Source organism: Microbacterium sp. ZW T6_19 (assembly GCF_044987465.1).
In the GTDB taxonomy this organism is placed as follows: Bacteria; Actinomycetota; Actinomycetes; order Actinomycetales; family Microbacteriaceae; genus Microbacterium; species Microbacterium natoriense_A.
The window spans coordinates 57561-78795 of sequence record NZ_JBJDRH010000005.1; the positions used below are offsets into that span (position 1 = coordinate 57561).

Annotated in this window: 24 protein-coding genes; 16 read left to right on the top strand and 8 right to left on the bottom strand. The window is 68.8% G+C overall.

The window, feature by feature from the left end; genetic code table 11:
- Nucleotides 1-139 precede the first annotated feature (139 nt).
- A complete protein-coding gene (locus tag ACI3KT_RS09205) occupies nucleotides 140-901 on the top strand; it encodes a GntR family transcriptional regulator (protein ID WP_292904582.1) in 762 nt (253 codons plus the stop codon).
- Between the two features lie 106 nt (nucleotides 902-1007).
- On the top strand, nucleotides 1008-2456 hold the full coding sequence (gene cycA / locus ACI3KT_RS09210) for a D-serine/D-alanine/glycine transporter (protein ID WP_404903776.1): 1449 nt from the start codon (nucleotides 1008-1010) through the stop codon (nucleotides 2454-2456).
- 10 nt (nucleotides 2457-2466) lie between these two features.
- Here the strand turns inward: cycA and ACI3KT_RS09215 are convergent, their stop codons facing one another.
- From ACI3KT_RS09215 to ACI3KT_RS09225, 3 genes are all read right to left on the bottom strand, one after another.
- Nucleotides 2467-2901, bottom strand: a complete 435-nt coding sequence (locus ACI3KT_RS09215; RefSeq protein ID WP_404903778.1) for a DUF2871 domain-containing protein — start codon at nucleotides 2899-2901, stop codon at nucleotides 2467-2469.
- Nucleotides 2902-2977: 76 nt separating this feature from the next.
- On the bottom strand, nucleotides 2978-3601 hold the full coding sequence (locus ACI3KT_RS09220; protein WP_404903780.1) for a response regulator: 624 nt from the start codon (nucleotides 3599-3601) through the stop codon (nucleotides 2978-2980).
- Nucleotides 3598-4866, bottom strand: coding sequence for a sensor histidine kinase (locus tag ACI3KT_RS09225; RefSeq protein ID WP_404903782.1), 1269 nt, complete (start codon nucleotides 4864-4866; stop codon nucleotides 3598-3600). The genes ACI3KT_RS09220 and ACI3KT_RS09225 overlap by 4 nt, the downstream gene beginning before the upstream one ends.
- A 123-nt stretch (nucleotides 4867-4989) precedes the next feature.
- On the opposite strand from ACI3KT_RS09225, the gene ACI3KT_RS09230 reads away from it, so the two are divergent.
- The 7 genes from ACI3KT_RS09230 to ACI3KT_RS09260 all read left to right on the top strand — a co-directional run bounded on the left by ACI3KT_RS09230 (nucleotide 4990) and on the right by ACI3KT_RS09260 (nucleotide 11433).
- The gene (locus tag ACI3KT_RS09230; RefSeq protein WP_404903784.1) at nucleotides 4990-5976 is read left to right on the top strand and encodes an aldo/keto reductase; all 987 of its coding nucleotides are present in this window, start codon (nucleotides 4990-4992) and stop codon (nucleotides 5974-5976) included.
- A 150-nt stretch (nucleotides 5977-6126) separates the two neighbouring features.
- Complete coding sequence (locus ACI3KT_RS09235; protein ID WP_404903786.1) at nucleotides 6127-6780, top strand: IMPACT family protein; 654 nt, start codon at nucleotides 6127-6129, stop codon at nucleotides 6778-6780.
- Between the two features lie 142 nt (nucleotides 6781-6922).
- Entirely contained in the window at nucleotides 6923-7837 is a 915-nt protein-coding gene (locus ACI3KT_RS09240) for a J domain-containing protein (RefSeq protein WP_292904568.1), read from the top strand.
- Between the two features lie 91 nt (nucleotides 7838-7928).
- Complete coding sequence (locus ACI3KT_RS09245; RefSeq protein ID WP_404903788.1) at nucleotides 7929-8393, top strand: heme-degrading domain-containing protein; 465 nt, start codon at nucleotides 7929-7931, stop codon at nucleotides 8391-8393.
- Entirely contained in the window at nucleotides 8390-9268 is an 879-nt protein-coding gene (locus ACI3KT_RS09250; protein WP_404903790.1) for a TolB family protein, read from the top strand. The genes ACI3KT_RS09245 and ACI3KT_RS09250 overlap by 4 nt, the downstream gene beginning before the upstream one ends.
- Nucleotides 9269-9454: 186 nt before the next feature.
- The gene (locus ACI3KT_RS09255; protein WP_404903792.1) at nucleotides 9455-9877 is read left to right on the top strand and encodes a Fur family transcriptional regulator; all 423 of its coding nucleotides are present in this window, start codon (nucleotides 9455-9457) and stop codon (nucleotides 9875-9877) included.
- 71 nt (nucleotides 9878-9948) lie between these two features.
- Nucleotides 9949-11433, top strand: coding sequence for a catalase (locus tag ACI3KT_RS09260; RefSeq protein ID WP_292904560.1), 1485 nt, complete (start codon nucleotides 9949-9951; stop codon nucleotides 11431-11433).
- Nucleotides 11434-11574: 141 nt separating this feature from the next.
- Here ACI3KT_RS09260 and ACI3KT_RS09265 read toward each other — a convergent pair whose 3' ends face one another.
- A complete protein-coding gene (locus tag ACI3KT_RS09265) occupies nucleotides 11575-11988 on the bottom strand; it encodes a winged helix-turn-helix transcriptional regulator (RefSeq protein WP_404903794.1) in 414 nt (137 codons plus the stop codon).
- A gap of 80 nt (nucleotides 11989-12068) precedes the next feature.
- On the opposite strand from ACI3KT_RS09265, the gene ACI3KT_RS09270 reads away from it, so the two are divergent.
- Together ACI3KT_RS09270 and ACI3KT_RS09275 are read left to right on the top strand one after the other, a co-directional pair.
- A complete protein-coding gene (locus ACI3KT_RS09270; RefSeq protein ID WP_404903795.1) occupies nucleotides 12069-12434 on the top strand; it encodes a DoxX family protein in 366 nt (121 codons plus the stop codon).
- 83 nt (nucleotides 12435-12517) lie between these two features.
- Nucleotides 12518-13318: an alpha/beta fold hydrolase gene (locus ACI3KT_RS09275; RefSeq protein WP_307292869.1), complete on the top strand. Its 801-nt coding sequence runs from the start codon at nucleotides 12518-12520 to the stop codon at nucleotides 13316-13318.
- A gap of 151 nt (nucleotides 13319-13469) precedes the next feature.
- Here the strand turns inward: ACI3KT_RS09275 and msrA are convergent, their stop codons facing one another.
- Both msrA and msrB read right to left on the bottom strand, forming a co-directional pair.
- Nucleotides 13470-14006 (bottom strand): peptide-methionine (S)-S-oxide reductase MsrA, encoded by a 537-nt coding sequence (gene msrA, locus ACI3KT_RS09280; protein ID WP_307292871.1) that lies wholly within the window; start codon nucleotides 14004-14006, stop codon nucleotides 13470-13472.
- Complete coding sequence (gene msrB / locus ACI3KT_RS09285; RefSeq protein ID WP_292904550.1) at nucleotides 14003-14479, bottom strand: peptide-methionine (R)-S-oxide reductase MsrB; 477 nt, start codon at nucleotides 14477-14479, stop codon at nucleotides 14003-14005. Before msrB ends, msrA begins: the two co-directional genes overlap by 4 nt.
- Nucleotides 14480-14622: 143 nt before the next feature.
- Here msrB and ACI3KT_RS09290 point away from each other — a divergent pair, with 143 nt between their 5' ends.
- Nucleotides 14623-15438 carry a hypothetical protein gene (locus ACI3KT_RS09290; RefSeq protein ID WP_404903797.1) on the top strand — a complete coding sequence of 272 codons (816 nt, stop codon included), beginning with the start codon at nucleotides 14623-14625 and terminating at the stop codon, nucleotides 15436-15438.
- 57 nt (nucleotides 15439-15495) lie between these two features.
- Entirely contained in the window at nucleotides 15496-16404 is a 909-nt protein-coding gene (locus tag ACI3KT_RS09295) for a DUF808 domain-containing protein (protein WP_404903799.1), read from the top strand.
- Here ACI3KT_RS09295 and ACI3KT_RS09300 read toward each other — a convergent pair.
- Nucleotides 16398-17381 carry a Gfo/Idh/MocA family protein gene (locus ACI3KT_RS09300; RefSeq protein ID WP_404903801.1) on the bottom strand — a complete coding sequence of 328 codons (984 nt, stop codon included), beginning with the start codon at nucleotides 17379-17381 and terminating at the stop codon, nucleotides 16398-16400. The genes ACI3KT_RS09295 and ACI3KT_RS09300 overlap by 7 nt on opposite strands.
- A gap of 271 nt (nucleotides 17382-17652) precedes the next feature.
- Here ACI3KT_RS09300 and ACI3KT_RS09305 point away from each other — a divergent pair, with 271 nt between their 5' ends.
- Entirely contained in the window at nucleotides 17653-18885 is a 1233-nt protein-coding gene (locus ACI3KT_RS09305; RefSeq protein ID WP_307292882.1) for a hypothetical protein, read from the top strand.
- Nucleotides 18886-18979: 94 nt separating this feature from the next.
- Here the strand turns inward: ACI3KT_RS09305 and ACI3KT_RS09310 are convergent, their stop codons facing one another.
- Nucleotides 18980-19870: a serine hydrolase domain-containing protein gene (locus tag ACI3KT_RS09310; protein WP_366821219.1), complete on the bottom strand. Its 891-nt coding sequence runs from the start codon at nucleotides 19868-19870 to the stop codon at nucleotides 18980-18982.
- Nucleotides 19871-20002: 132 nt separating this feature from the next.
- On the opposite strand from ACI3KT_RS09310, the gene ACI3KT_RS09315 reads away from it, so the two are divergent.
- A complete protein-coding gene (locus ACI3KT_RS09315) occupies nucleotides 20003-20512 on the top strand; it encodes a GNAT family N-acetyltransferase (RefSeq protein WP_404903803.1) in 510 nt (169 codons plus the stop codon).
- Nucleotides 20509-21216 (top strand): nicotinamide riboside transporter PnuC, encoded by a 708-nt coding sequence (gene pnuC, locus ACI3KT_RS09320; protein WP_404903805.1) that lies wholly within the window; start codon nucleotides 20509-20511, stop codon nucleotides 21214-21216. Before ACI3KT_RS09315 ends, pnuC begins: the two co-directional genes overlap by 4 nt.
- Nucleotides 21217-21235 lie beyond the last annotated feature (19 nt).

Genomic DNA, 21235 nt, shown 5'->3' on the forward strand with positions numbered 1-21235 from the left:
ACGACGGCATCCGCTTCGATGCTCGAATGTCCTAACAATAGCACATGGGCCCTTCGATGCAAGGGATTCGGCGATGGCACATGCGGACGTAAGATTGTCGGAACATGACCCCGTGAACGCGCGGGGCGGGGAGGGAACGATGGCCGGCGAAGAGCCCCATTGGCCGGACGAGCTGTTCGCCGACCTCGATCGCACCGGCCCCGTGCCGCTGTATTACCAGGTGTCCAGCCGCCTCGAAGCCGCCATCCACTCCGGGGCGATCCCCGCCGGCGCGCGCCTCGAGAACGAGATCGCGATCGCCCAGCGCCTCGGCCTGTCCCGGCCGACCGTCCGCCGCGCGATCCAAGAGGTCGTCGACAAGGGCCTGCTCGTGCGACGGCGCGGCATCGGCACGCAGGTGGTCCAGGGCCAGGTCACGCGTCAGGTCGAGCTCACGAGCCTCTACGAGGATCTGCAGGGCTCGCATCACGAACCGGGAACACGCGTGCTCGCCCACGAGGTCGTCCCCGCGACGGACGCGGTCGCGATCGGCCTCGGAGTCGCCGTCGGTGCGGACGTCGTCTACATCCGCCGTCAGCGCAGCACCGACGGGCTGCCTGTCGCCGTGCTGGAGAACTACCTCCCCCCGGAGTTCCGCGACATCACCACCGACGACCTCGGCACCCGCGGGCTGTACCAGATCCTCCGCGCGCGCGGAGTGACGATCAGGATCGCGAAGCAGAAGATCGGCGCCCGTCGTGCCGAGGGCGACGAGAGCGAGCTGCTCGACATCGACGACGGCGGCCCCGTCCTCACGATGGAGCGCATCGCCTTCGACGACTCTGGCAGAGCCATCGAGTACGGCCACCACTGCTACCGCCCCGACATGTACAGCTTCGAGACCACCCTCGTCGCGAAGTAGCCGATCCGGCTGACCTTCGGCGGATCACCCCGGTGACGGCATCCGCGTGCATTAGCCTGCACACCGTGCCCGCTCGCGGGCTGCAGCCGACGACCGGAGGACGACAGTGACGAATCAGCAAGCAGGGGGAACGGCGACGGGAGCGGGCGAGGAGGAGCACCTGCGGCGAGCGCTGAGCAACCGTCACATCCAGCTGCTCGCGATCGGCGGAGCGATCGGCACCGGCTTGTTCATGGGCAGCGGAAAGACCATCTCGGTCGCCGGGCCCTCGGTGATCTTCGTCTACATGATCATCGGGTTCATGCTCTTCTTCGTGATGAGGGCGATGGGCGAGCTGCTGCTGTCCAACCTCAAGTACAAGTCCTTCAGCGACTTCGCGAGCGATCTGCTCGGTCCGTGGGCCGGGTTCTTCACCGGCTGGACCTACTGGTTCTGCTGGGTCGTCACCGGCGTCGCCGACGTGATCGCGATCGCCGGATACACGGATGCCCTGATCCCCGGCATCCCGCTGTGGATACCCGGGCTGCTCGTCATCGTCATCCTGCTCGCTCTGAACCTGCCAACGGTCGCCGCGTTCGGCGAGATGGAGTTCTGGTTCGCGCTGATCAAGATCGTGGCGATCGTCGCGCTGATCATCACGGGTCTCGTGATGATCTTCACGGGCTTTCAGCACGACGCGGGCACGGCATCCTTCGCCAACCTGTGGGATCACGGCGGCATGTTCCCGCACGGCTTCATGGGCTTCGTCGCCGGCTTCCAGATCGCGGTGTTCGCGTTCGTGGGCATCGAGCTCGTCGGCACGGCCGCGGCCGAGACCAAGGATCCGGAGCGCAATCTGCCCAAGGCGATCAACGCGATCCCGATCCGCGTGCTGCTGTTCTACGTCGGCGCGCTGATCGTGCTGATGGCGGTCACCCCATGGACCGAGTACGTCGCCGGGGAGAGCCCTTTCATCGCGATGTTCGCCCTCGCCGGGCTCGGGATCGCCGCGACCGTCGTCAACCTCGTGGTGCTGACCTCGGCGATGTCGAGCGCGAACTCCGGCATCTACTCGACCTCGCGCATGGTGTTCGGCCTCGCGCAGGATGGCGACGCCCCGCGCATGTTCGGTCGGCTGTCGCGGCGCAAGGTGCCGCAGAACGCATTGTTCCTCTCTTGCATCCTGCTGCTGTCCGGCGTCGTCCTGCTGTACGCGGGCAAAGACATCGGCACGGCCTTCGACATGGTGACCACGGTCTCGGCCGTGTGCTTCATGTTCGTCTGGACGATCTTCCTGATCAGCTACATCGTGTACCGCCGCACTCGGCCGGAGAAGGCGGCATCCTCGAGGTTCCGGATGCCGGGCGGACTGTTCATGCCCTACGTGGTGCTCGCGTTCTTCGTGTTCATCCTCTGGGCGCTGACGACGCAGCCCGACACGCTGACCGCACTGCTCGTGACGCCGATCTGGTTCGCGCTGCTCGTGGTCGCCTGGCTGTTCGTGCGCAGGTCTCCGCACCACATCTCCCGCCACGAGGCGCATATCGCGCACCTGCGCGACGACTCGACGGAGTAGCGGCGCGGGATCAGGCGGATGCCGCGACCGCAGGCTTCGCGGCGAACAGGCGTGTGCGCAGGGCGAGGAACAGCAGCACCATGCCCGCTGAGAGGAGGATGTGCCCGGTGCCGGCGATCCCGGAGATCATGGCGGACGAGTCCTGACCCAGCACGGTCAGGCACCCGTGCCACACGAGCATGGCCGACGTGAGCACGAGTCCGGCGTTGTAGATCCAGAAGAACCAGCCGAACAGGCGGCTCTCGCTCAGCGCGAACGCCTTCTCGAGCAGCAGCACGATCAGCAGCACGACGAAGCCGAGCACCAGCAGGTGCGTGTGCACGAGTCCGAGCTGTGTCGCCTGCCCCTCCGGGAAGCCGTTGGCCTTGGTGAACTCGCGATAGAAGAGTCCGGAGAGCACGCCGGCGAGCATGTAGGCGAACGCGGCGTAGAAAAGCTTGCGCATGAGGGGTGTCCTTTCGAGGCTGATTCCAGACTCGCCGGACTCGCCCGCGCCCGGATCCATCGAACGGTTGACCCGATCAGAGGATGCCGGTGTCGCGCGCGATCGCGATCGCACGGGCGCGGCTGTCGGCGCCCAGCTTCTCGAAGACGTGCACGAGGTGCGTCTTCACGGTGGCCTCGGTGACGAAGAGGGTCTTCGCGATCTCGCGGTTCGACGATCCGGTGTCGAGCAGCCGCAGCACGTCGAGCTCTCGATCGGTGAGCCGCACCCGAGGCGCCCGCATGACCTCGACGACGCGCTCGCTGAGCTCGGGAGTGAGCACGAGCCCGCCCGCCGCCGCCTGACGGATCGCCTGCACGATCGCCTCCGGTGCGACGTCCTTCAACAGGTATCCGGCAGCGCCCGCCTCGATCGCTCCGAGGATCTCGGCATCGCGATCGAAGGTGGTGAGGATGATGACGGCGGGAGGCGGATGCTGCGCCCGCAACGCCGCCGTCGTCTGCACGCCGTTCATACCGTCACCGAGGCGCAGATCGCACAGCACGACGTCGGGATGGAGATGCCGGGCGAGCGCGAGCGCCTCCTCGCCCGACGCCGCTTCCCCCACCACGTCGACGTCGTCGCGCCGGTCGAACAGCGAGCGCACTCCTGCGCGGACGATCGGATGATCGTCGACGAGCAGCACGCGCACGGCGGTCATGATGCGTCCCCGTCATCCGGGCGATCCGGTCGCCCGGGCGCCGAGCTCCTGGGTCCGAGCGGCACGTACGCCGAGAGCGCGGTGCCGTCACCCGGCGCGCTCTCGACGTCGAGTCCGCCGCCGAGTTCGCGCAGCCGGGCGCGCATGGCTCGCAGACCGTAGCCGCCGCCGAGCCCTCCGGCTTCGAGTCCCGCGGGATCGAAGCCGCCTCCGTCGTCGACGACGTCCAGACGAACGGCGTCACCGGCGTCCGCCAGCGTCACCACCACCCGGGAGGCGGCCGAATGCGAGCGCACGTTCGCGAGGGCCGACTGCGCGGTGCGCAGCAGCGCGACCTCGGCGTCGAGGCCGAGAGCCGGCAGATCGTCCGCCTGCAGGGTCGCCGTGATCCCTGCTTCCTCCGACAGCCGCACCAGCATCCTCTCGAGCGCGTCTCCAAGCGCGGTCTGCTCGAGCTCCGCCGGCATGAGATCGTTCACGATGCGGCGGGCGTCGGCCAGCCCTTCCGCGGCGAGCGCCGCGATCTGCTCGAGCGCGCGGGCGGTGTCGGCATCCGCCTCCCTCGCCATCCGCGCCAGCATTCCGATCGACGCCATGCTCTGAGCGACCGTGTCGTGGATGTCGCGCGACACCCTGGTTCGCTCGGCGCTCGCCCCTGATTCGCGCTGCGTGCGTGCCAGCTCGTCCTGCAGCGCGGCCATCTCGTCCTGCGTGGCGACCAGCGAGGCGATGAGCCGGCGTCGTTCGCGCGCGTCGCGCATGAGTTCGAGGTAGCCGCGCGAGATGCCGAGCGCGAAGACTCCGCCCACGAGGGGCCCGATCACGTTCGCGTAGCTGGTCGTGCCGTGATGCAGCACCGGGGCGGCGATGACGACCGCCAGGATCAGGATGCTCAGGGCCGCAGCCCACCGCATCCGCAGCACGAATCCGGCGAGCAGCCACAGGGCGAAGGCGAGCCAGACGTACTCCGGCGACAGCGCCACGGCGCCGAACCAGATCAGCGTGAGTCCGAGCAGCCAGCCGGCGGCGAGGCGCCGGTCGTCGGTGCGATCGCTGAGCAGCAGCCCGCCCCCGTACCAGCCGAGGAAGACGAGGCTGATCGCGAGCACCCACGGCAGCGGCACGCCGTCGAGGGCCGCGCGCCACGACCCGATCGCGACGAGCACCACCGTGATCCCAGCCTGGCCGATCCGCACCGAACCGATCAGCCCGGCCCAGGTGCGCACGCGCACGGGCTCGACGGCGGAACGATCGTCAGACGGCATCCTCACATTCTTCCCCCGCGCGGGTCGACGCGCCTCCATCGATCGGTTGAGGGGTTCCATCAGCCCCTCCCACGAGCCGGTGCACCGGGCGTAGCGTCGACTCACACGACGAAGGGACAGTTGATGCACACACGCACACTCGGACAGGGCCTCGAGGTCTCGGCGGTCGGGCTCGGCTGCATGGGGATGTCGCAGAGCTACGGACCGAACCCCGGCGACCGCGGAGAGATGATCGCGGTGCTGCGCTCGGCGCTGGACCTCGGCGTCACGTTCTTCGACACCGCTGAGGTCTACGGCCCCTACGTCAACGAGGAGCTTGTCGGCGAAGCCCTCGAACCGGTGCGCGACCAGGCGGTGATCGCGACGAAGTTCGGCTGGCGCATCGAAGGCGGCAAGAGCACGGGCCTCGACAGCCGCCCTGAGCAGATCCGCCGCGTCGCCGAGGAGTCGTTGCGGCGCCTGCGCACCGACGTGATCGATCTGTTCTACCAGCACCGGGTCGATCCGGCGGTGCCGATCGAAGACGTCGCCGGCACCGTGGCCGAGCTGATCGCCGAGGGCAAGGTGCGGCACTTCGGACTCTCAGAGGCCTCGGCTGAGACGATCAGGCGAGCGCACGCCGTGCAGCCGGTGACCGCGCTGCAGAGCGAGTACTCGCTGTGGACCCGCGACCCCGAGGAGACCGTGCTGCCCGTGCTGGGCGAACTCGGGATCGGCTTCGTGCCGTTCAGCCCGCTCGGCAAGGGGTTTCTCACCGGAACCGTCGACCAGAAGACGCCCTTCGCGGACGGCGACATCCGCGGCACGATCCCCCGCTTCAGCGAGGAGAACCGCGCAGCCAACCAGGCGCTCGTCGACCACGTCGCCGGGCTCGCGACGGCCAAGGAGGCGTCACCGGGGCAGATCGCACTCGCCTGGCTGCTCGCCCGCGAATCGTGGATCGTGCCGATCCCCGGCACACGACGCACGGCGCGCATCGCTGAGAATGCGGGGTCGACGGGCGTCGCGCTCTCGGCCGACGAGGTCTCCGACCTCGACCGACTGGCCGCCACGATCGGCGTGCACGGCGACCGTTACAACCCGCAGCAGATGTCGTTCGTCGAGCGCTGACGCGACAACGCCCGGGTGCGTCGCCCGGTTGCGTCGACGTCACGTGAACTCGCCGAGCGCACGAGATCTCGACGTCGACAGATCGTGCGCTCGGCGAGGTCGCGTGCAATCGGCGCGGACCGCGGCATCCCGCGGCGGTAGCGTGGCCGGGTGAGCACAGACCGCCGGTATCCCGCCACGATCGCCGCGGCCGTCGAGAACGAGCTGATCGTCAAGAAGTCCCGCTTCATCGCCCGCATCGAGCCGGTCTCGGATGCGGCGGACGCGGATGCCGTCATCGCCGGCATCCGCAAGAGGTTCTGGGATGCCAGGCACAACTGCAGCGCGATGATCACGGGTCTGCTCGGTGACCAGGCGCGGTCCTCGGATGACGGCGAGCCCTCGGGCACGGCCGGCATGCCGATGCTCGAGGTGCTGCGGCGGCGCGAAATCACCGACGTCGTGGCGGTGGTCACCCGGTACTTCGGCGGAGTGAAGCTCGGCGCAGGAGGCCTGGTGCGCGCCTACTCCACGGCGGTCTCGGAGGCCCTGGATCTCGCTAACCTCATGCGCCGCGAATCGCTCACGCAGGTGAGCGTCGACGTTCCGCACGGGGATGCCGGGCGCTACGACAATCTGCTGCGCGACTGGGCGGGCCACCACGGCGCCATGCCGGGCGAGCCGCGATACGCGGCGGCTGCCACTCTGGAGCTGTGGGTTCCCGCGGCGGAACTCTCGGCCCTCGCAGACGAGCTCGCGGCAGCATCCGCCGGTGCGGTCGCACCCGTGGTCGGAGTCGAGCGCATCGTCGACGTCGCGGTGTGAGAGTGCTCGACGTGCCGAGTGCACGGCCGGGCGCCGAGTGCACGGGTTCCTGACGTCACCAGGGGGTGCGCTCGACAGCATCCCGTGCACTCGGCACCGAAGATCGCCGGATACGCTGGATTCCGCGGTCGGAAGGAGCGAGATGTTCGACAGCCCGCTCTCGGCCTCGGCGTACGAGGTGCTCGGCGTCGACCCCGCGGTCGACCACGACGAGCTGCGACGCGCGTACCGGCTGCGCCTGCGGCAGACGCACCCCGACACGGGCGGCGACGCCGCCGTGTTCATCCAGGTGCAGCACGCGTGGGAACTCGTCGGCACGCCCGAGAGCCGCGCGGCGTACGACCGCGGGCACGGCTTCGCGGAAGAGAACGAATGGAGCGGATGGCGCGTGCAGACCGTGCGCGCCGACACCCGCCCCCGCGCACGTTCGTATGGGCAGCCCGGCGGATGGCGCAGGGAGCGCTATCTCACCCTCATCCGCGAGTGGGCCGGGATCGGCGCCGAAGTGCCGGACCCTTACGACCCGGCGCTCGTGCGCCAGGCGCCACGGGAGCTGCGGCGACTGCTCGCCGATGCACTCGCCGAGGAGGCCACGGCCCGCACCGTCGCCGACCTCGGCATGGGCTTCACGGTCTGGCACGACGTCGCCGCCGGATCCGACCCCGAGGAGAAGCTCGACCATGTCGTGCTCAGCCCCTCGGGCCTGTACGGCGTGATGTCCGAGGACTTCGGCGGAGTCGTCGGCTTCCGCCGCGGCGAGATCACGGGTCCGAGCCTGGGAGTCCGCGCGCCGATCACCGCCCTGCTCGCGCGCATGCGCGTCACCGCACGTGCCGCACGCGTGCGGTTCGGCGGCGCGATCGTCGTGCTCCCCGATGACGACCTCGTGCAGGCCGTCACGCCGATGGGCACGGTGCGCGGCGTCCCGGTCGTGGTCGTGCGCCGCAGTGCACTCGGCATGGTGCTCCGCCAGGGCGTCCCCGGAGTGCGGGCGATCGGCGGCAACGAGCTGTTCGACGTGCGCACACGCCTGCAGCAGACCGTGCGCTTCGTCTGAGCGCTGCCCGGCATCCGCCTTCCCCCCACTCTTCCGCCTTGCGCACCCGACGCGATAGCGTGCGCTGACGACGTTCGCCGAGGAGGCATCGATGACCGATCTGATCAGCGTGTTCGAGCAGCAGGAGCGGGAGCTCGTCTTCGACGGCTTCGACCACGCCGACGCCTGGCGGCTGGGCACGCGCATCACCGAGATCGCTCAGGCGGCAGGTCACGGCGTCGGCATCGACATCCGCCGCCCCGGGCTCATCCTGTTCCGCGCGGCGCTGCCCGGGATCACGCCCGACCAGGAGGTCTGGATCGCTCGCAAAGCGGCGCTCGTCCTGCGGATGGAGACGAGCAGCGCTCTCGTGGACGCCCGATTCACCGCGGCCGGCATCGACGCGGCCGGATCCGGCTGGCTGGGAGACGACTACGCCATCACGGGCGGTTCGGTCCCGATCCGCGTGCGCGGCGTGGGAGTCGTCGCGGCGGCGACCGCGTCGGGCCTGTCCTCGCAGGACGACCACGACCTCATCGTCGAAGGCATCCGCTCCCACCTCGCGGAGCGGGCATGAACCGCGGGCGCGAGCTCCGACCGGGCCAGACGTGCCGCATCCGCGTGTGGGAGCGGGAGACCGGCGGCATCCGCACCGTCTTCGAGTCGAGCGATCTGCTCTACGAGGCGCCGAACTGGACCGACGACGATCACCTGCTCGTCAACGGCGACGGCAGGCTGTGGCTGCTGCGCGTGGACGGATCGACGGCGCCCGAGGAGATCAGAGTCGACGGCCTGCCCGACGCGAACAACGACCACGTGCTCGCGCCGGATGGCGAGACGGTGTTCGCCTCGGCGAACGACTGGCATATCTGGCAGGTTCCGGTGGCCGGAGGCGCGGCGCAGCGCGTGACCGCCGACGACGGGGCGATGCACTTCCTGCACGGGGTGAGTCCCGACGGTCGCCGGCTGGCGTACGTGCGGCTGCAGCCGGAGGGCGAGAACTGGTGGGCGTCGGCGACGATCCACACGATCGGCGTCGACGGGCGGGATGACAGGGCGGTCACGACGCATCCGGGTCCGGCGGACGGATGCGAGTGGACGCCCGATGGCGAATGGATGCTGTTCAACACCGAGCAGTTCTCGCCCGGCCACGCCCAGATCGCACGAGTACGGCCCGACGGGTCCGAATTGACGCAGCTCACCTTCGACGAACGGGTGAACTGGTTCCCGCACACCTCCCCCGACGGCGAGGTGGCGGTTTACCTGAGCTATCCGCCGGGCACGACTGGGCACCCCGCCGACCTGCTCGTCGAGCTGCGGCTGGTGTCGACCGACGACTGGGGCACGCCGAGGATCCTCGCCGCGCTCGAGGGCGGACAGGGAACGATCAACGTGCCGAGCTGGGCGCCCGATGGTTCGGCGTTCGCCTTCGTGGACTATCCGATCGGCTGATCCTTCCGCTCCTCGGAGCACTGGGGCGACGAATCACGGTCCCGGTGACGATCCACGGATTGATTCGGCGAGAGCATCCGCTTTTCGTCACCCCGTCCGTGATTCGTCGACTCTCGGATCCCCCGTCCCCAACCGACATGCCGATACTTCTTTTGAACGGCTAAAAATAACGTGTACAGTCGAGACATGGACACCGACCTCGACACCGCGCTTCGCGACGCGGGACTGAGGGCGACCGCAGGCCGGGTCGCCGTTCTCGAGGTCCTCGATTCCATGGCCCACACGGATGCCGAGCGGGTCTACCGCGCGGTGTCTGACTTGCTGCCGACCACGTCGATCCAGTCGGTGCACAACATCCTCGCGGACCTGACGACGGCGGGTCTCATCCGCCGGATCGAACCGGCAGGTTCCGCGGCGCTCTACGAGCGACGCATCGGAGACAATCACCACCACGTCGTCTGCACCTCCTGCGGGGCGATCGGCGATGTGGACTGCGTCACTGGAGTCGCGCCGTGCCTCACCCCCTCGGACACGGGGGGATTCACCGTCCAGACAGCAGAAGTCACCTTCTGGGGCCTGTGCCCCAGTTGCCAGAACGTCGCCCGGTAGCGTGACGCCCGCCACCCGCCCTCCCCAGAAGGGCAGGGGTGTTCGTCGCGCCCGTGCGCAGAAGGAGAATCATGACCGAGCCCACCACCACCCAGACCGGCACCCCGGTCGCGAGCGACGCGCACTCGCTCACGGTCGGCGCAGACGGCCCCACCGTTCTGCATGACCGATACCTCGTCGAGAAGCTCGCCTCGTTCAACCGCGAGCGCGTGCCGGAGCGCAACCCGCACGCCAAGGGCGGCGGCGCGTTCGGCACGTTCACCGTGACTGAAGACGTGTCGGCCTACACCCGCGCCGCGGCGTTCCAGCCGGGTGCCGTGAGCGAGACGCTGCTGCGCTTCTCGTCGGTCGCCGGCGAGCAGGGTTCCCCCGACACCTGGCGCGATGTGCGCGGCTTCGCGCTGCGCTTCTACACGAGCGAGGGCAACCTCGACATCGTCGGCAACAACACTCCGACCTTCTTCCTCCGCGACGCGATGAAGTTCCCCGACTTCATCCACTCGCAGAAGCGACTCGGCGACTCGGGTCTGCGCAACGCCGACATGCAGTGGGACTTCTGGACGCTCTCCCCCGAGACCGCCCACCAGGTCACCTACCTCATGGGCGACCGTGGTCTGCCGGCATCCTGGCGTCACATGAACGGCTACGGCTCGCACACCTATCAGTGGGTCAACGCGGCGGGCGAGCGCTTCTGGGTGCAGTACCACTTCCTGTCGAAGCAGGGCGTGGAGCGGATGGATGCCGCCGAGGCCGAGAAGCTCGCGGGCTCCGATGCCGACTACTACCGCCGCGACCTCTTCGACGCGATCGCGCGGGGCGACAACCCGTCGTGGGACGTCTTCGTGCAGGTCATGCCGTACGAGGAGGGCAAGACCTACCGGTTCAACCCGTTCGACCTCACCAAGACGTGGTCGAAGAAGGACTACCCGCGAATCAAGGTCGGCACGTTCACGCTCGACCGCAATCCGGAGAACTTCTTCGCCGAGATCGAGCAGGCGGCGTTCTCACCGGGCAACCAGGTTCCCGGCACGGGCATCTCGCCCGACAAGATGCTGATGGCGCGCGTCTTCGCGTACTCCGACGCACAGCGGTACCGCATCGGCGCGAACTACAACCAGCTGCCGGTCAACCAGCCGCACGCAGCCGAGGTGCGCAACTACATGCACGAGGGCCAGATGCAGTACCGGTTCAACCCGGCCGAGCACCGCGTGTACACGCCGAACTCCTTCGGCTCGGCCGGCGGCCCCGTTGCGGATCCGGTCGCCGGTGCAGAGGCGAGCTGGGAGTCCGACGGCGAGCTGATGCGCGCCGCCGCGACGCTGCGACTCGATGACGACGACTTCGGCCAGGCCGGCACGCTGTACCGCACCGTCTTCGACGACGAGCAGCGCGCCCGCTTCCTGGAGACGCTCACCGGTCAGGGCCGCAGCATCACGATCGATGCGATCCGCGAGCGTTTCTTCGAGTACTGGACGAACGTGGATCCGGCGCTCGGCGAGTCGCTGCGTCAGACGGTTCCCGCCGGCGACCTCGATCCCGAGCTCGCCGGGGTCTGAGTCCCGGCCGTTCCTGCCGCAACCACATCGGGGGACGGCACGCCACATCGGGGGATGTTTCTACGGATTCGTCCCCCGATGCGGCGTGCCGGCCCCTTGGGTGCGAACACATGCCGGCCGGGGAGGCCCCCGACCCACGCCCTACGGCCGCGCATCGTACTCGGCCCGCGCCTCTTCGATCGCCGGGTGATTGGCGAGCGCCCAATCCCCGATCGTACGAGCCATCGGGATGAGCGTTCTGCCGAGTTCGGTCAGCTCGTACTCCACGCGCGGCGGAACCTCGGCGTACACCGTGCGGTTGATGAGACCGTCGCGCTCGAGCTGGCGGAGCGTGAGCGTCAGCATCCGCTGAGAGATCCCGGGAATGTGCTTGAGCAGCTCGCTGAACCGCAGGCGATCGCCGCTCAGCGTCGCGATGAGCAGCAGCGACCACTTGTCGCCCACCCGGTCGAGCACGTCGCGAATGGCACGGCCGGCGCCGTCATCGACCGAGCACGAGCTCTCGTAGGCGGGGAACCCCGCAGTGTCGCACCCATCGCTGTGCGTCAGTGACATCGATGTGCCTTTTGCACGCGTCATCCGATTGCTCCATTCTTGGTTACTGATCGTAACAAAGAAACAGAACGGAACCTCGGATGCTGATCGCACTCTGGATCGTCAACGGACTGCTCGCCCTCGCCATGCTCGGCGGCGGCGTCATGAAGGTCCTCACCCCGAAGGCCGCCCTCGCCGAGAAGGGCATGGCCTGGACCGAGGACTTCTCGGCCGGCAGCATCAAGGCCATCGCGACCCTCGAGGTCGTCGGCGCACTCGGCCTTGTCCTCCCCCTGCTCACCGGCATCGCTCCGATCCTCACGCCGCTCGCGGGCACCGGCCTCGCCATCATCATGGTCGGCGCGACCGTCGTGCACCTGCGCCGCAAGGAGCCCTTCGCTCCCGCCCTTGTGCTGGCCGTGCTAGCCGTCGCGAGCGCCGTGCTCGGTTTCATCGTCGTGCTCTGAGTCGAACTCGACGCACCGCGGCGGATCTGCGGCAGGAGGCCCGGCGCAGAACCGGAGACCGGATGCGGGGGCATGATGGATCCGTGGCCGTTCCTCTCGCAGACCTCACCTCCATGCCCGCACCCCAGCAGGTGTACGCCGCCGATGGCACGAGCCTCGCGACGTACACGTGGGGCGATCTCGACGCTCCGGTCGTGGTCGCCGTGCACGGCTTCGCCTCGAACGCGCGCGACAACTGGGTCCTCACGGGGTGGGTCCGTGAGCTCACCCGCGCGGGCTATCGCGTCCTCGCGCTCGACCAGCGCGGCCACGGCCTCAGTGAGAAGCCGCACGAACCGGGCGCGTACGGCATCCGCACCCTCGTGACCGACGTCGAGTCCGTTCTCGACACCTACCTCGTCGACGATGCCCTCTACGTGGGGTACTCCCTCGGCGCACGCGTCGGCTGGGAGGTCGTGCGCGATCTACCGCACCGCATCGGCCGTGCAGTGCTCGGCGGCGTACCCGACGGCATCCCCCTCGCCCGGCTGAACCTCGACCAGGTGCGCGCGTACATCGCCGACGGCACGCCGGTCAGCGACCAGACCACGCAGAACTACATCGCCCTCACCGAGCGCGTCCCCGGCAACGACCTGCAGGCGCTCGTCGCGCTGGCCGAGGGCATGCGGGCCTCGGGAACGATCGATCCGGACCCGGCGGATGCTCCCGCGCGCCCCATCCTGTTCGCGACGGGCTCGAAGGACGCGATCATCGAAGGATCGAAGGCACTCGCATCCGCCGCACCGAACGGCACGTTCTTCGAGATCCCGGATCGCAACCACTTCAACGCCCCGGGATCGCGGGCCTTCAAGGAGGCCGCGCTCGCGTTCCTCGCCGAGGCCTGACCCTTCGGAGCGTGCGCAGAACCTCGCGCACGCGCCGAAGGAGATCACGCGTTCAGAAGGAGCCCTCAGCCGAATCGGTCCTTCCGAACGTGCGATCTCCTTCCGAACGCGGGGGCGGCCCGCGGCGGAATTCCTCCGGCGCCCGCCGAGATCAGACCTCGGCGCGCTTCGGCAGCACCCATCCCGCACGCGGGAAGTGGCACGTGTAGCCGTTGGGGTAGCGGATCAGATAGTCCTGGTGCTCGGGCTCGGCCTCCCAGAACGCGCCGGCCGGCTCGATCGTGGTGACGGCCTCGCCCGGCCACAGCCCGGAGGCGTCGACGTCGGCGATGGTGTCGCGGGCGACGGTCTCCTGCTCGGGAGAGAGCGGGAAGATCGCCGAACGATAGCTCGACCCGATGTCGTTGCCCTGACGGTTCAGGGTCGACGGATCGTGGATCTGGAAGAAGAACGCGAGGATGTCGCGGTACGTCGTGACGGCGGGGTCGAAGACGATCTCGACGGCCTCGGCGTGACCGGGGTGGTTGCGGTAGGTCGCGTGGTCGTTCGATCCGCCCGTGTAGCCGACCCGGGTGTCGAGCACACCGGGCTGGCGGCGGATCAGGTCTTCCATGCCCCAGAAGCAGCCTCCGGCGAGGACGGCGGTCTCGGTGCCTGGTGTGCGGGTGATGGTTCCGGTGTCGGTCATGACTGCTCCTCAGAGATGTCGGAAGTGGTGTTCGTGAACAGGCCGCTGTATCGACCGTAGCCCTCCTCTTCCAGGCGGGATGCCGGGATGAAACGGAGCGCGGCGGAGTTCATGCAGTAGCGCAGGCCGCCGTCTTCGACCGGTCCGTCGTCGAAGACGTGCCCGAGGTGGCTGTCTGCGCCGGTGGAGCGCGCCTCGGTGCGCGTCATCCACAGCGTCCGGTCGGTGCGGGTGGTGACGGCGTCCGCGTCGATCGGCTTCGTGAAGCTCGGCCATCCCGTTCCGCTGTCGAACTTGTCGAGGGAGGAGAACAGGGGCTGGCCCGAGACGACGTCGACGTAGATGCCGTCGTCGTGGTTGTCCCAGTAGGCGTTGCGGAACGGCGGCTCGGTGCCGTCGCGCTGCGTGACCGTGTACTGGGAGTCGGTGAGGGCGGTGACCGCCTCGGGCGTCTTGCGGTACTCGTTCGACATGATGCTCCTTGTCTGACGCAGCTGGCTGCGGCGTCATAGAGAAGAACGGATGCCGGTGCCGTTTTGGTCCCGCGGGACTGGGAGCGCGCTGTGAGTTTCGGCGGGTCGCTGGCTGAAGACCTCGGCGTGAGACGATGCCGGGGATGGATGCCGCACTCGACGACGAACTCCGTGTGCTCCGTGCACGCGCCTACGGCCCGGCCGCTGACATCGCCGGCGATCCTGCCGCAGCCATGCGGCTGCGAGAACTCGAGGATCTCCGCGCGCAGGCGCAGAGCGCGGTGCAGATCGAGACGGCACCGCCTCCCCTCGCTGAGGAGGCATCGGATGCTGCAGCCGAGGCCGCCATCGCAACGGTTCCCGTCGTCGATGCCCCTCTCGCGCATGGCCCCGTTCTGGTCGAGCAGGAGGGGGAGCATCCGATCACCGGGTCGCGCTCGTTCCTCCTCCGGCACCGACGAGTCCTCTGGCTCTGCTCGGTCGCCGCTTCCGCAGCGGCCGCGGCGGCCATCACCTATGCAGCCGTCTCGTTCTCGCCGGTCACGGTGTCGTCGAACGCGCCCCAGATCGCCACTCTGACGCCGAGCCCGCTGAGCGAGATCCCCATCGGATTCTTCGGACTGACGGAGGATTCACCTGTCTGGGACTTCCACGGTCTCACCTTCTTCGTCGGCGCGAGCGGACTCAACGGCGCGGTGGGCGACCCCTGCCTCAACGTGTTCGAAACGGATCAGCTGCCGACAGCCGAGGAGGTCTCCTCGGGCTCATACGGCTACGGCGGCATCTCCTTTTCGGCGTGCCAGGCGGGAGCATTCCCCGCGACGATCGAGATGCCGCTCGACGGTCCCGCCGGTGACATCGTTCCCTCATCCCTGCGAACGCGGTTCCCCGAAGGCAAGGCCCTGCAGTTCGTGCTCGACGGGGATCGCATCGGGGTCTTCTTAGACAGCGGCGACTGAGCCCGTCACAGGCGTTGGATAGAGTTGCTCCCCGACACACATCACAGGGGGACGCTCATGTCGGTTGGATTGCTCGCTGTCGTCGACGACATCCTGAGTGCGGCGATGAAGGCCTCGGCCAAGGCCGCAGGCGTCGTGATCGACGACGCCGCGGTGACCCCGCAGTATGTGCAGGGCATCACCCCCGCCCGCGAACTGCCGGTGGTGGGCAAGATCGCCCTCGGCTCGCTCGCGAACAAGTTCGTCATCATCATCCCCGTGGCGCTGCTGCTCACGGCGTTCGCGCCATGGGTGCTGCCGTATCTGCTCATCGTCGGCGGCCTCTACCTCTGCTTCGAGGGCGCCGAGAAGGTGCTCGAGTGGTTCGGGGTCCAGCACGGGCACGAAGACGAGAGCGCCCGCGACGAGAAGAAGCTCGTGCTCGGCGCAGTGCGCACCGACCTCATCCTGTCCACCGAGATCATGCTCATCTCGCTCGCGAGCCTCGACAAGGGCCTCGACATCTGGATGACCCTCGCGATCCTCGCGGTGATCGCCCTGATCATGACCGGCGTCGTCTACGGCGCGGTCGCCCTGCTCGTGAAGATCGACGACATCGGTCTCAAGATGGCCACCAGCTCCGACAAGCGGATCAGTCGCAACGGCACTCGCCTCGTGAACGCGATGCCCGCGGTGTTCCGCTTCATCAGCATCCTCGGAACGGTCGCGATGCTCTGGGTCGGCGGTCACCTGCTTCTCGTGAACCTCGGCGAGGTAGGAGTGCATTTCGGCGCCGACATCCTGCACGGCATCGAGCACGCGCTCGAACCGGCTGGTGCGGTCATCGTCTGGATCGGCGACACCCTGTTCTCGGCGATCGCGGGGCTCGTCGCCGGCTTGATCATCGTCGGCATCGTGCTCGGTATCGGACGGATGGTCGGCAAGAAGGTCGAGTTCCACGAGGGCGAGGAGACGCCCGCTCACTGACGTCGGGCGGCCTCGAGCCAGCGTGTGCTGATCTCCGCGATCAGCGCGGAGTCGACCCACGGCATCTCGGGCGCCTCGACGCGCCCATCGATGAGCGCGCGGGAGACGGCATCCGCTTCGGCGGCCATGGGCTGCACCGTGGGCACGGTCACGATCTTCTCCTCGCCGTCAGCGCGGAGGATGAGCGAGGAGGGGCTCTCGGTGCGACTCCCCCATGCGTAGGGCAGGACGATGTCACCCCGCTCGCAACTGATCACCGCGGCTCCCGGCATCTCGCGGATCACCGCTGTGCGCAGTTCCACAGCCAGGTCTCCGATCGCCAGATGCGCCGTGGTGTCGGCATCCACACCGTTCACCCATTCGGCCTCGACATCGCCGAACTTCACGCGCTGATCCCCACGGCCCGTCATCCTGGCCACCTCGACCGCGAGCGATGTCGGGTAGCAGCCGACGTCGAGGATCGCCCCGCCGGCGAGCGTCGGATCGAAGGCACGCCCGGTCCGAGCCGGATTGTTCCCACCGAACCCGGCAACCACTCCGTGCACCTCGCCTAGTTCGCGGTCGACGAGGAGCCGACGCAGCAGATCGGCGAACGGGCCGAAGCGCTGCTTGAACGCCTCGACGAAGGGCACGCCCGCACGGGCAGCGGCGTCGAGGACCCGTCGCGTGTCGGCGGCCGTCGGTGTGATCGGCTTCTCGCACAGGACGGCCTTGCCCGCCTCGAGGGCCTCGATCGCGAGAGCGGCGTGGGCGGTGTGCACGGTGCCGATGTACACGGCGTCGACGTCGTCGCGCGCGATGACGTCGGAATAGGTGCCGGATGCCGCAGCTCCGTGCTGTGCGGCGAAGGCGGCCGCGCGATCGGGGTCGGAGCTGCCGACCGCGTGCAGCACGCCGAGGCTCGAGCTGCGCAGCCCGGTGACGAAATCGGTGCTGATGACTCCGGGACCGAGCACGGCCCATCGTGTCTTCGTCATCGTGCTTCTCCTTCGGATGGTCCGGTCGCTCGCCGGGTCGCTCGGCCTGCGATGTCGGGGCGCTGAAGCACTTGGCTCAAGGAGAGCATAGGCGGGCCATGCGGCTCCCGGATGAGTCACCGGGCGAGTGGGCGCGCTGAGCGGGGCTCCGAGCGGGGCGGATCGATGCGGGCAGATCGATGCAGAGCGGACCGATGCAGGGCCAGCCGAGCGCGGCGCCGACCGGGGGCCGAGCGCGGCAGGTCCGACGGTGGCCGGTATCCTCGGCTGCATGTCATCCGCACGTCGTCGCCCGTCTCCGCGAGCAGGGGCGACGGCCGCGCCATCCGCCGTCCGTCGCGATGCCGACCGCTGGTTCCGTGAGCAGGGGCTGCCGACCTTCGTGCCCCTGCGGCGCTGGTTCACCGATCTGCCGCGACGCGTCGCTCCGCTGCTCGCGTGGGTCACGGTGGCGATGTTCCTGCTCACCGGCGGTCTCGACGTCGCGATCTCCGCGGCTCTCGAGCTGTCGGATGAGGACGAGACGATCGTCGCGGTGGTGGTGCTGATCCTTCTGCTGCTCGCGCTGGCGCTCGCATGGATCGCGTTCCTGCTGGTGCGGCTCGCCGTGCGGCGGCTGCCGACCGGCCCGGGCACGGCTGTCGCGGCATCCGTCATCGTGCTGTGTGCGGCCGCACTCGTCGCCGGCGGCTACGCCCTGGATCGGCAGGCGACGGTCAGCCCGGTGTTCGAGACCATCGTGATCATCGCGGTGTGCGTGCTCGTCACCGGCATGGGCGGCGGCGCGCTGATCTCGTGGGCCTCGAGGCTCGCCGTGCGCAACGCCTCGGCGATCGGGCACATGGCGTCGATCGCGCTGCCCGTGATCCTGATGCTCGTGGTCTTCGCGTTCTTCTCCGCGGAGGTCTGGCAGATGGCATCCGCCCTGCACGGCAGTTCGCTCGCGCTCGTCGGCCTGGTCATCGGCGCCCTCGCGACCATCGTCGTCCTGCGTGTGAGCGCAGGCGAGATCGACGACGAGACCTATGCGCCGACGGCCGAGCAGCGGGCGGCTCTCCTGAAAGACACCCCGGCCGAGCGGCTCACCTCGGCCTCAGGCGCCCGGCAGGCGCTGCGCTGGCCGCAGCGCGTGAACATCCTGCTCGTGATGACCTTCGCGCAGCTGCTGCAGGCGCTCTTCTTCGCCGCTCTCCTGTGCGCGCTGCTCATCATCATCGGCTCGGTCGCGATCCCGGTCGGAGTCGTCGAGATCTGGGTCGGGCCGGGCAGCGCCGCGCAGCCGCTGCCTGTCGAGCCGCTCGTAATCGGCGGAGCACATCTGCCCGTCACGGTCAACCTCATCAAAGCCGCGGCGCTCCTGTCCCTGATCGCGACGCTGCCGTTCATCTTCTCGGCCGTGAGCGAACCGCGCTACCGCGAGCGGTTCTTCGACCCGATCATGGTCGACCTGCGCCGCGCGATCGTCGTCCGCGATGCGCTGAGCACCCGGGGACGCGCGGCCTGAGCGGATGCCGCGATCCCGCGCGGGCGGCGAGACACCGCCTTCGCGCGGTGACGCACCCCTCCGCGCGCGAGACACCCGCCGTGGCGTGGTGTCTTCATGCGCGAAGAGGTTTCTCGGCGTCGAGGCCGCGCAGCGCATCCGCCGCGATCTCGGCGAGCCGGTGGTCGCGGTTCTCCTCGTGCGCGGTGATCGTGACGACGGCATCCGCCTCCTCGTCGACGATCACGTACTGGCCGTAGAGCCCATCGAGCCGCCATGTTCGGCCTGGCCCCTGCCAGACCGCGAGACCGTAGTTCGCGGAGTCGCCGTCGGCACCCGTCGGCACCCACTGCGAGTGCATCCGCTCGACCCAGCCGCGGCTCACGAGTCCGCCGCCGCCGTCGCGCAGCACCCGCCCGATCCGCGCCAGTTCCTCGGTCCTCAACTCCAGCCCGCTGCCGCCCACGACCCAGCCGCGCGGACACCTGTGCCACTGCGGATTGTGGATACCAAGCGGCTCGAACAGCCGGGGCATGAGCCAGTCGCGCACGTCGCCGACGATTGCGCCCAACATCCGCATCGCCGTATAAGTGCTCGCGTCGGAGTACTGGAAGATCGAACCCGGCCCACGCGTGGGCGCACTGAGCATCTCCACCGCAAGATCCGGAGACGTCACCGGTTGACTCCCGAACCACGTGAAGTCGATGCCGCTGGTCATCGTCAGCAAGTGCTCGAGCGTCACACTCTCGACTCCGGAACCCGGTGCGGGCACGGTGACGAGATCGAGCGCCGGGGTGTCCAGCGACAGCAGCCCCTCGTCGATCGCGATGCCTGCGGCGAGCGCGCTGACGCCCTTCGACACCGAATACAGGTTCTCGCGGTCATCGCTGCGCCACCGATGCCCGGCCTCGTGGTCGCCGATCAGCACGTGCAGACCGTAGGCCCCGAGGTGCTCGGCGTCGATTCCCGCCACGATCTCGTCGCGCACGGTCGTTGCGTTCGTCATTCCCTCATTCTGACTTCCGGTCGCGACTTCCCGCACACGCCCGTGGCGCGGTTCCGACGCAACAGAATTCAGGGCGAACCCCCACCCCTGCTACCGTCGGCGATGCGCGCCCCACGCACAGAGGAGACCGCCGTGCACATCAGAGATGCCGAGATCGCCGATCTCGAGACGATCACCGAGATCTACAACGACGCCGTGGCCAACACCACGGCGATCTGGAACGAGCGTCTCGTCGACGTCGACGATCGCGCCGCCTGGCTCGCCGATCGTCTGCGCGCAGGCTACCCGGTGCTGGTGGCATCCGACGACGACGGCGTGCTCGGCTACGCCACGTTCGGCGACTGGCGTCCGCACGACGGCTACCGGCACACGATCGAGCATTCGGTCTATGTACGCTCCGACCAGCGCGGCCGCGGCATCGGCAGGGCGCTCATGACCGAGCTGATCTCGCAGGCCCGCACGATCGGCAAGCACGTGATGGTCGCGGCCGTCGAGAGCGACAACGCCGGCTCGATCGCCCTGCACGAGCGGCTCGGCTTCGTCGAGACAGGGCGGATGCCGCAGGTCGGCATGAAGTTCGGCCGCTGGCTCGACCTCACCTTCCTGCAGCTGATCCTCGACGCCCGCCCGACCCCCGCATGAACCTGTTCACCTGGCTCGTCGAGCTGTTCAATTCGACCTGGTCACTGCCCGGTGGCCAGACGCTGCTCGTGCGCGAGGTCGTCGGCAACGTCTTCGGACTCGCGAGCGCGCTGGGCGGCATGCGCCGCAAGGTGTGGGCGTGGCCGGTCGGCATCGTCGGCAACGTGCTGCTGCTGACCGTGTTCCTCGGCACTATCCTGAACCCCGATCACGAGCTGCCGAGCCTGCTGGGTCAGGCGGGGCGCCAGGTGATGTTCATCACGGTCGCGATCTACGGCTGGGTGCGGTGGCGTCAGGCGGCATCCGATGGCGGGCAGGTGACGCCGCGCTGGGCGCCCTGGAGCGCCCGCATCGGCATCGTGCTCGTCATGGTCGTCGGCACCGTGGCGCTGACGCCCCTGTTCCGGGCGCTCGGCTCGTGGGAACCGGTGTGGGCGGATGCCTGGACCTTCGTGGGATCGCTGATGGCGACCTACGGCATGGCGAAGGGCTGGACCGAGTTCTGGCTGATCTGGATCGCCGTCGACGTGGTCGGCGTGCCGCTGTTGTTCAGCTCGGGCTTCTACGCCACCGGCTTCATGTACGTGTTCTACGGAGCCTTCACCGCGATCGGATTCGTGGTGTGGGTGCGCGCGCAGGCGAACGCGAAACCCCGCGTCGACACGATCATGCCCGATCCGCGGCCGCAGAGCCCCGAAGCCTGACGCATCCCCGCATCCGTTC

What these genes read in the sequence shown, in the direction of transcription:
- ACI3KT_RS09205 (WP_292904582.1), top strand. Translation starts at nt 140, where the DNA reads ATGGCCGGCGAAGAGCCCCATTGGCCGGACGAGCTGTTCGCCGACCTC.
- ACI3KT_RS09215 (WP_404903778.1), bottom strand. Translation starts at nt 2,901, where the DNA reads ATGCGCAAGCTTTTCTACGCCGCGTTCGCCTACATGCTCGCCGGCGTG.
- ACI3KT_RS09220 (WP_404903780.1), bottom strand. Translation starts at nt 3,601, where the DNA reads ATGACCGCCGTGCGCGTGCTGCTCGTCGACGATCATCCGATCGTCCGC.
- ACI3KT_RS09225 (WP_404903782.1), bottom strand. Translation starts at nt 4,866, where the DNA reads ATGCCGTCTGACGATCGTTCCGCCGTCGAGCCCGTGCGCGTGCGCACC.
- ACI3KT_RS09230 (WP_404903784.1), top strand. Translation starts at nt 4,990, where the DNA reads ATGCACACACGCACACTCGGACAGGGCCTCGAGGTCTCGGCGGTCGGG.
- ACI3KT_RS09240 (WP_292904568.1), top strand. Translation starts at nt 6,923, where the DNA reads ATGTTCGACAGCCCGCTCTCGGCCTCGGCGTACGAGGTGCTCGGCGTC.
- ACI3KT_RS09245 (WP_404903788.1), top strand. Translation starts at nt 7,929, where the DNA reads ATGACCGATCTGATCAGCGTGTTCGAGCAGCAGGAGCGGGAGCTCGTC.
- ACI3KT_RS09250 (WP_404903790.1), top strand. Translation starts at nt 8,390, where the DNA reads ATGAACCGCGGGCGCGAGCTCCGACCGGGCCAGACGTGCCGCATCCGC.
- ACI3KT_RS09255 (WP_404903792.1), top strand. Translation starts at nt 9,455, where the DNA reads ATGGACACCGACCTCGACACCGCGCTTCGCGACGCGGGACTGAGGGCG.
- ACI3KT_RS09260 (WP_292904560.1), top strand. Translation starts at nt 9,949, where the DNA reads ATGACCGAGCCCACCACCACCCAGACCGGCACCCCGGTCGCGAGCGAC.
- ACI3KT_RS09265 (WP_404903794.1), bottom strand. Translation starts at nt 11,988, where the DNA reads ATGTCACTGACGCACAGCGATGGGTGCGACACTGCGGGGTTCCCCGCC.
- ACI3KT_RS09270 (WP_404903795.1), top strand. Translation starts at nt 12,069, where the DNA reads ATGCTGATCGCACTCTGGATCGTCAACGGACTGCTCGCCCTCGCCATG.
- msrA (WP_307292871.1), bottom strand. Translation starts at nt 14,006, where the DNA reads ATGACCGACACCGGAACCATCACCCGCACACCAGGCACCGAGACCGCC.
- msrB (WP_292904550.1), bottom strand. Translation starts at nt 14,479, where the DNA reads ATGTCGAACGAGTACCGCAAGACGCCCGAGGCGGTCACCGCCCTCACC.
- ACI3KT_RS09290 (WP_404903797.1), top strand. Translation starts at nt 14,623, where the DNA reads ATGGATGCCGCACTCGACGACGAACTCCGTGTGCTCCGTGCACGCGCC.
- ACI3KT_RS09295 (WP_404903799.1), top strand. Translation starts at nt 15,496, where the DNA reads ATGTCGGTTGGATTGCTCGCTGTCGTCGACGACATCCTGAGTGCGGCG.
- ACI3KT_RS09300 (WP_404903801.1), bottom strand. Translation starts at nt 17,381, where the DNA reads ATGACGAAGACACGATGGGCCGTGCTCGGTCCCGGAGTCATCAGCACC.
- ACI3KT_RS09305 (WP_307292882.1), top strand. Translation starts at nt 17,653, where the DNA reads ATGTCATCCGCACGTCGTCGCCCGTCTCCGCGAGCAGGGGCGACGGCC.
- ACI3KT_RS09310 (WP_366821219.1), bottom strand. Translation starts at nt 19,870, where the DNA reads ATGACGAACGCAACGACCGTGCGCGACGAGATCGTGGCGGGAATCGAC.
- pnuC (WP_404903805.1), top strand. Translation starts at nt 20,509, where the DNA reads ATGAACCTGTTCACCTGGCTCGTCGAGCTGTTCAATTCGACCTGGTCA.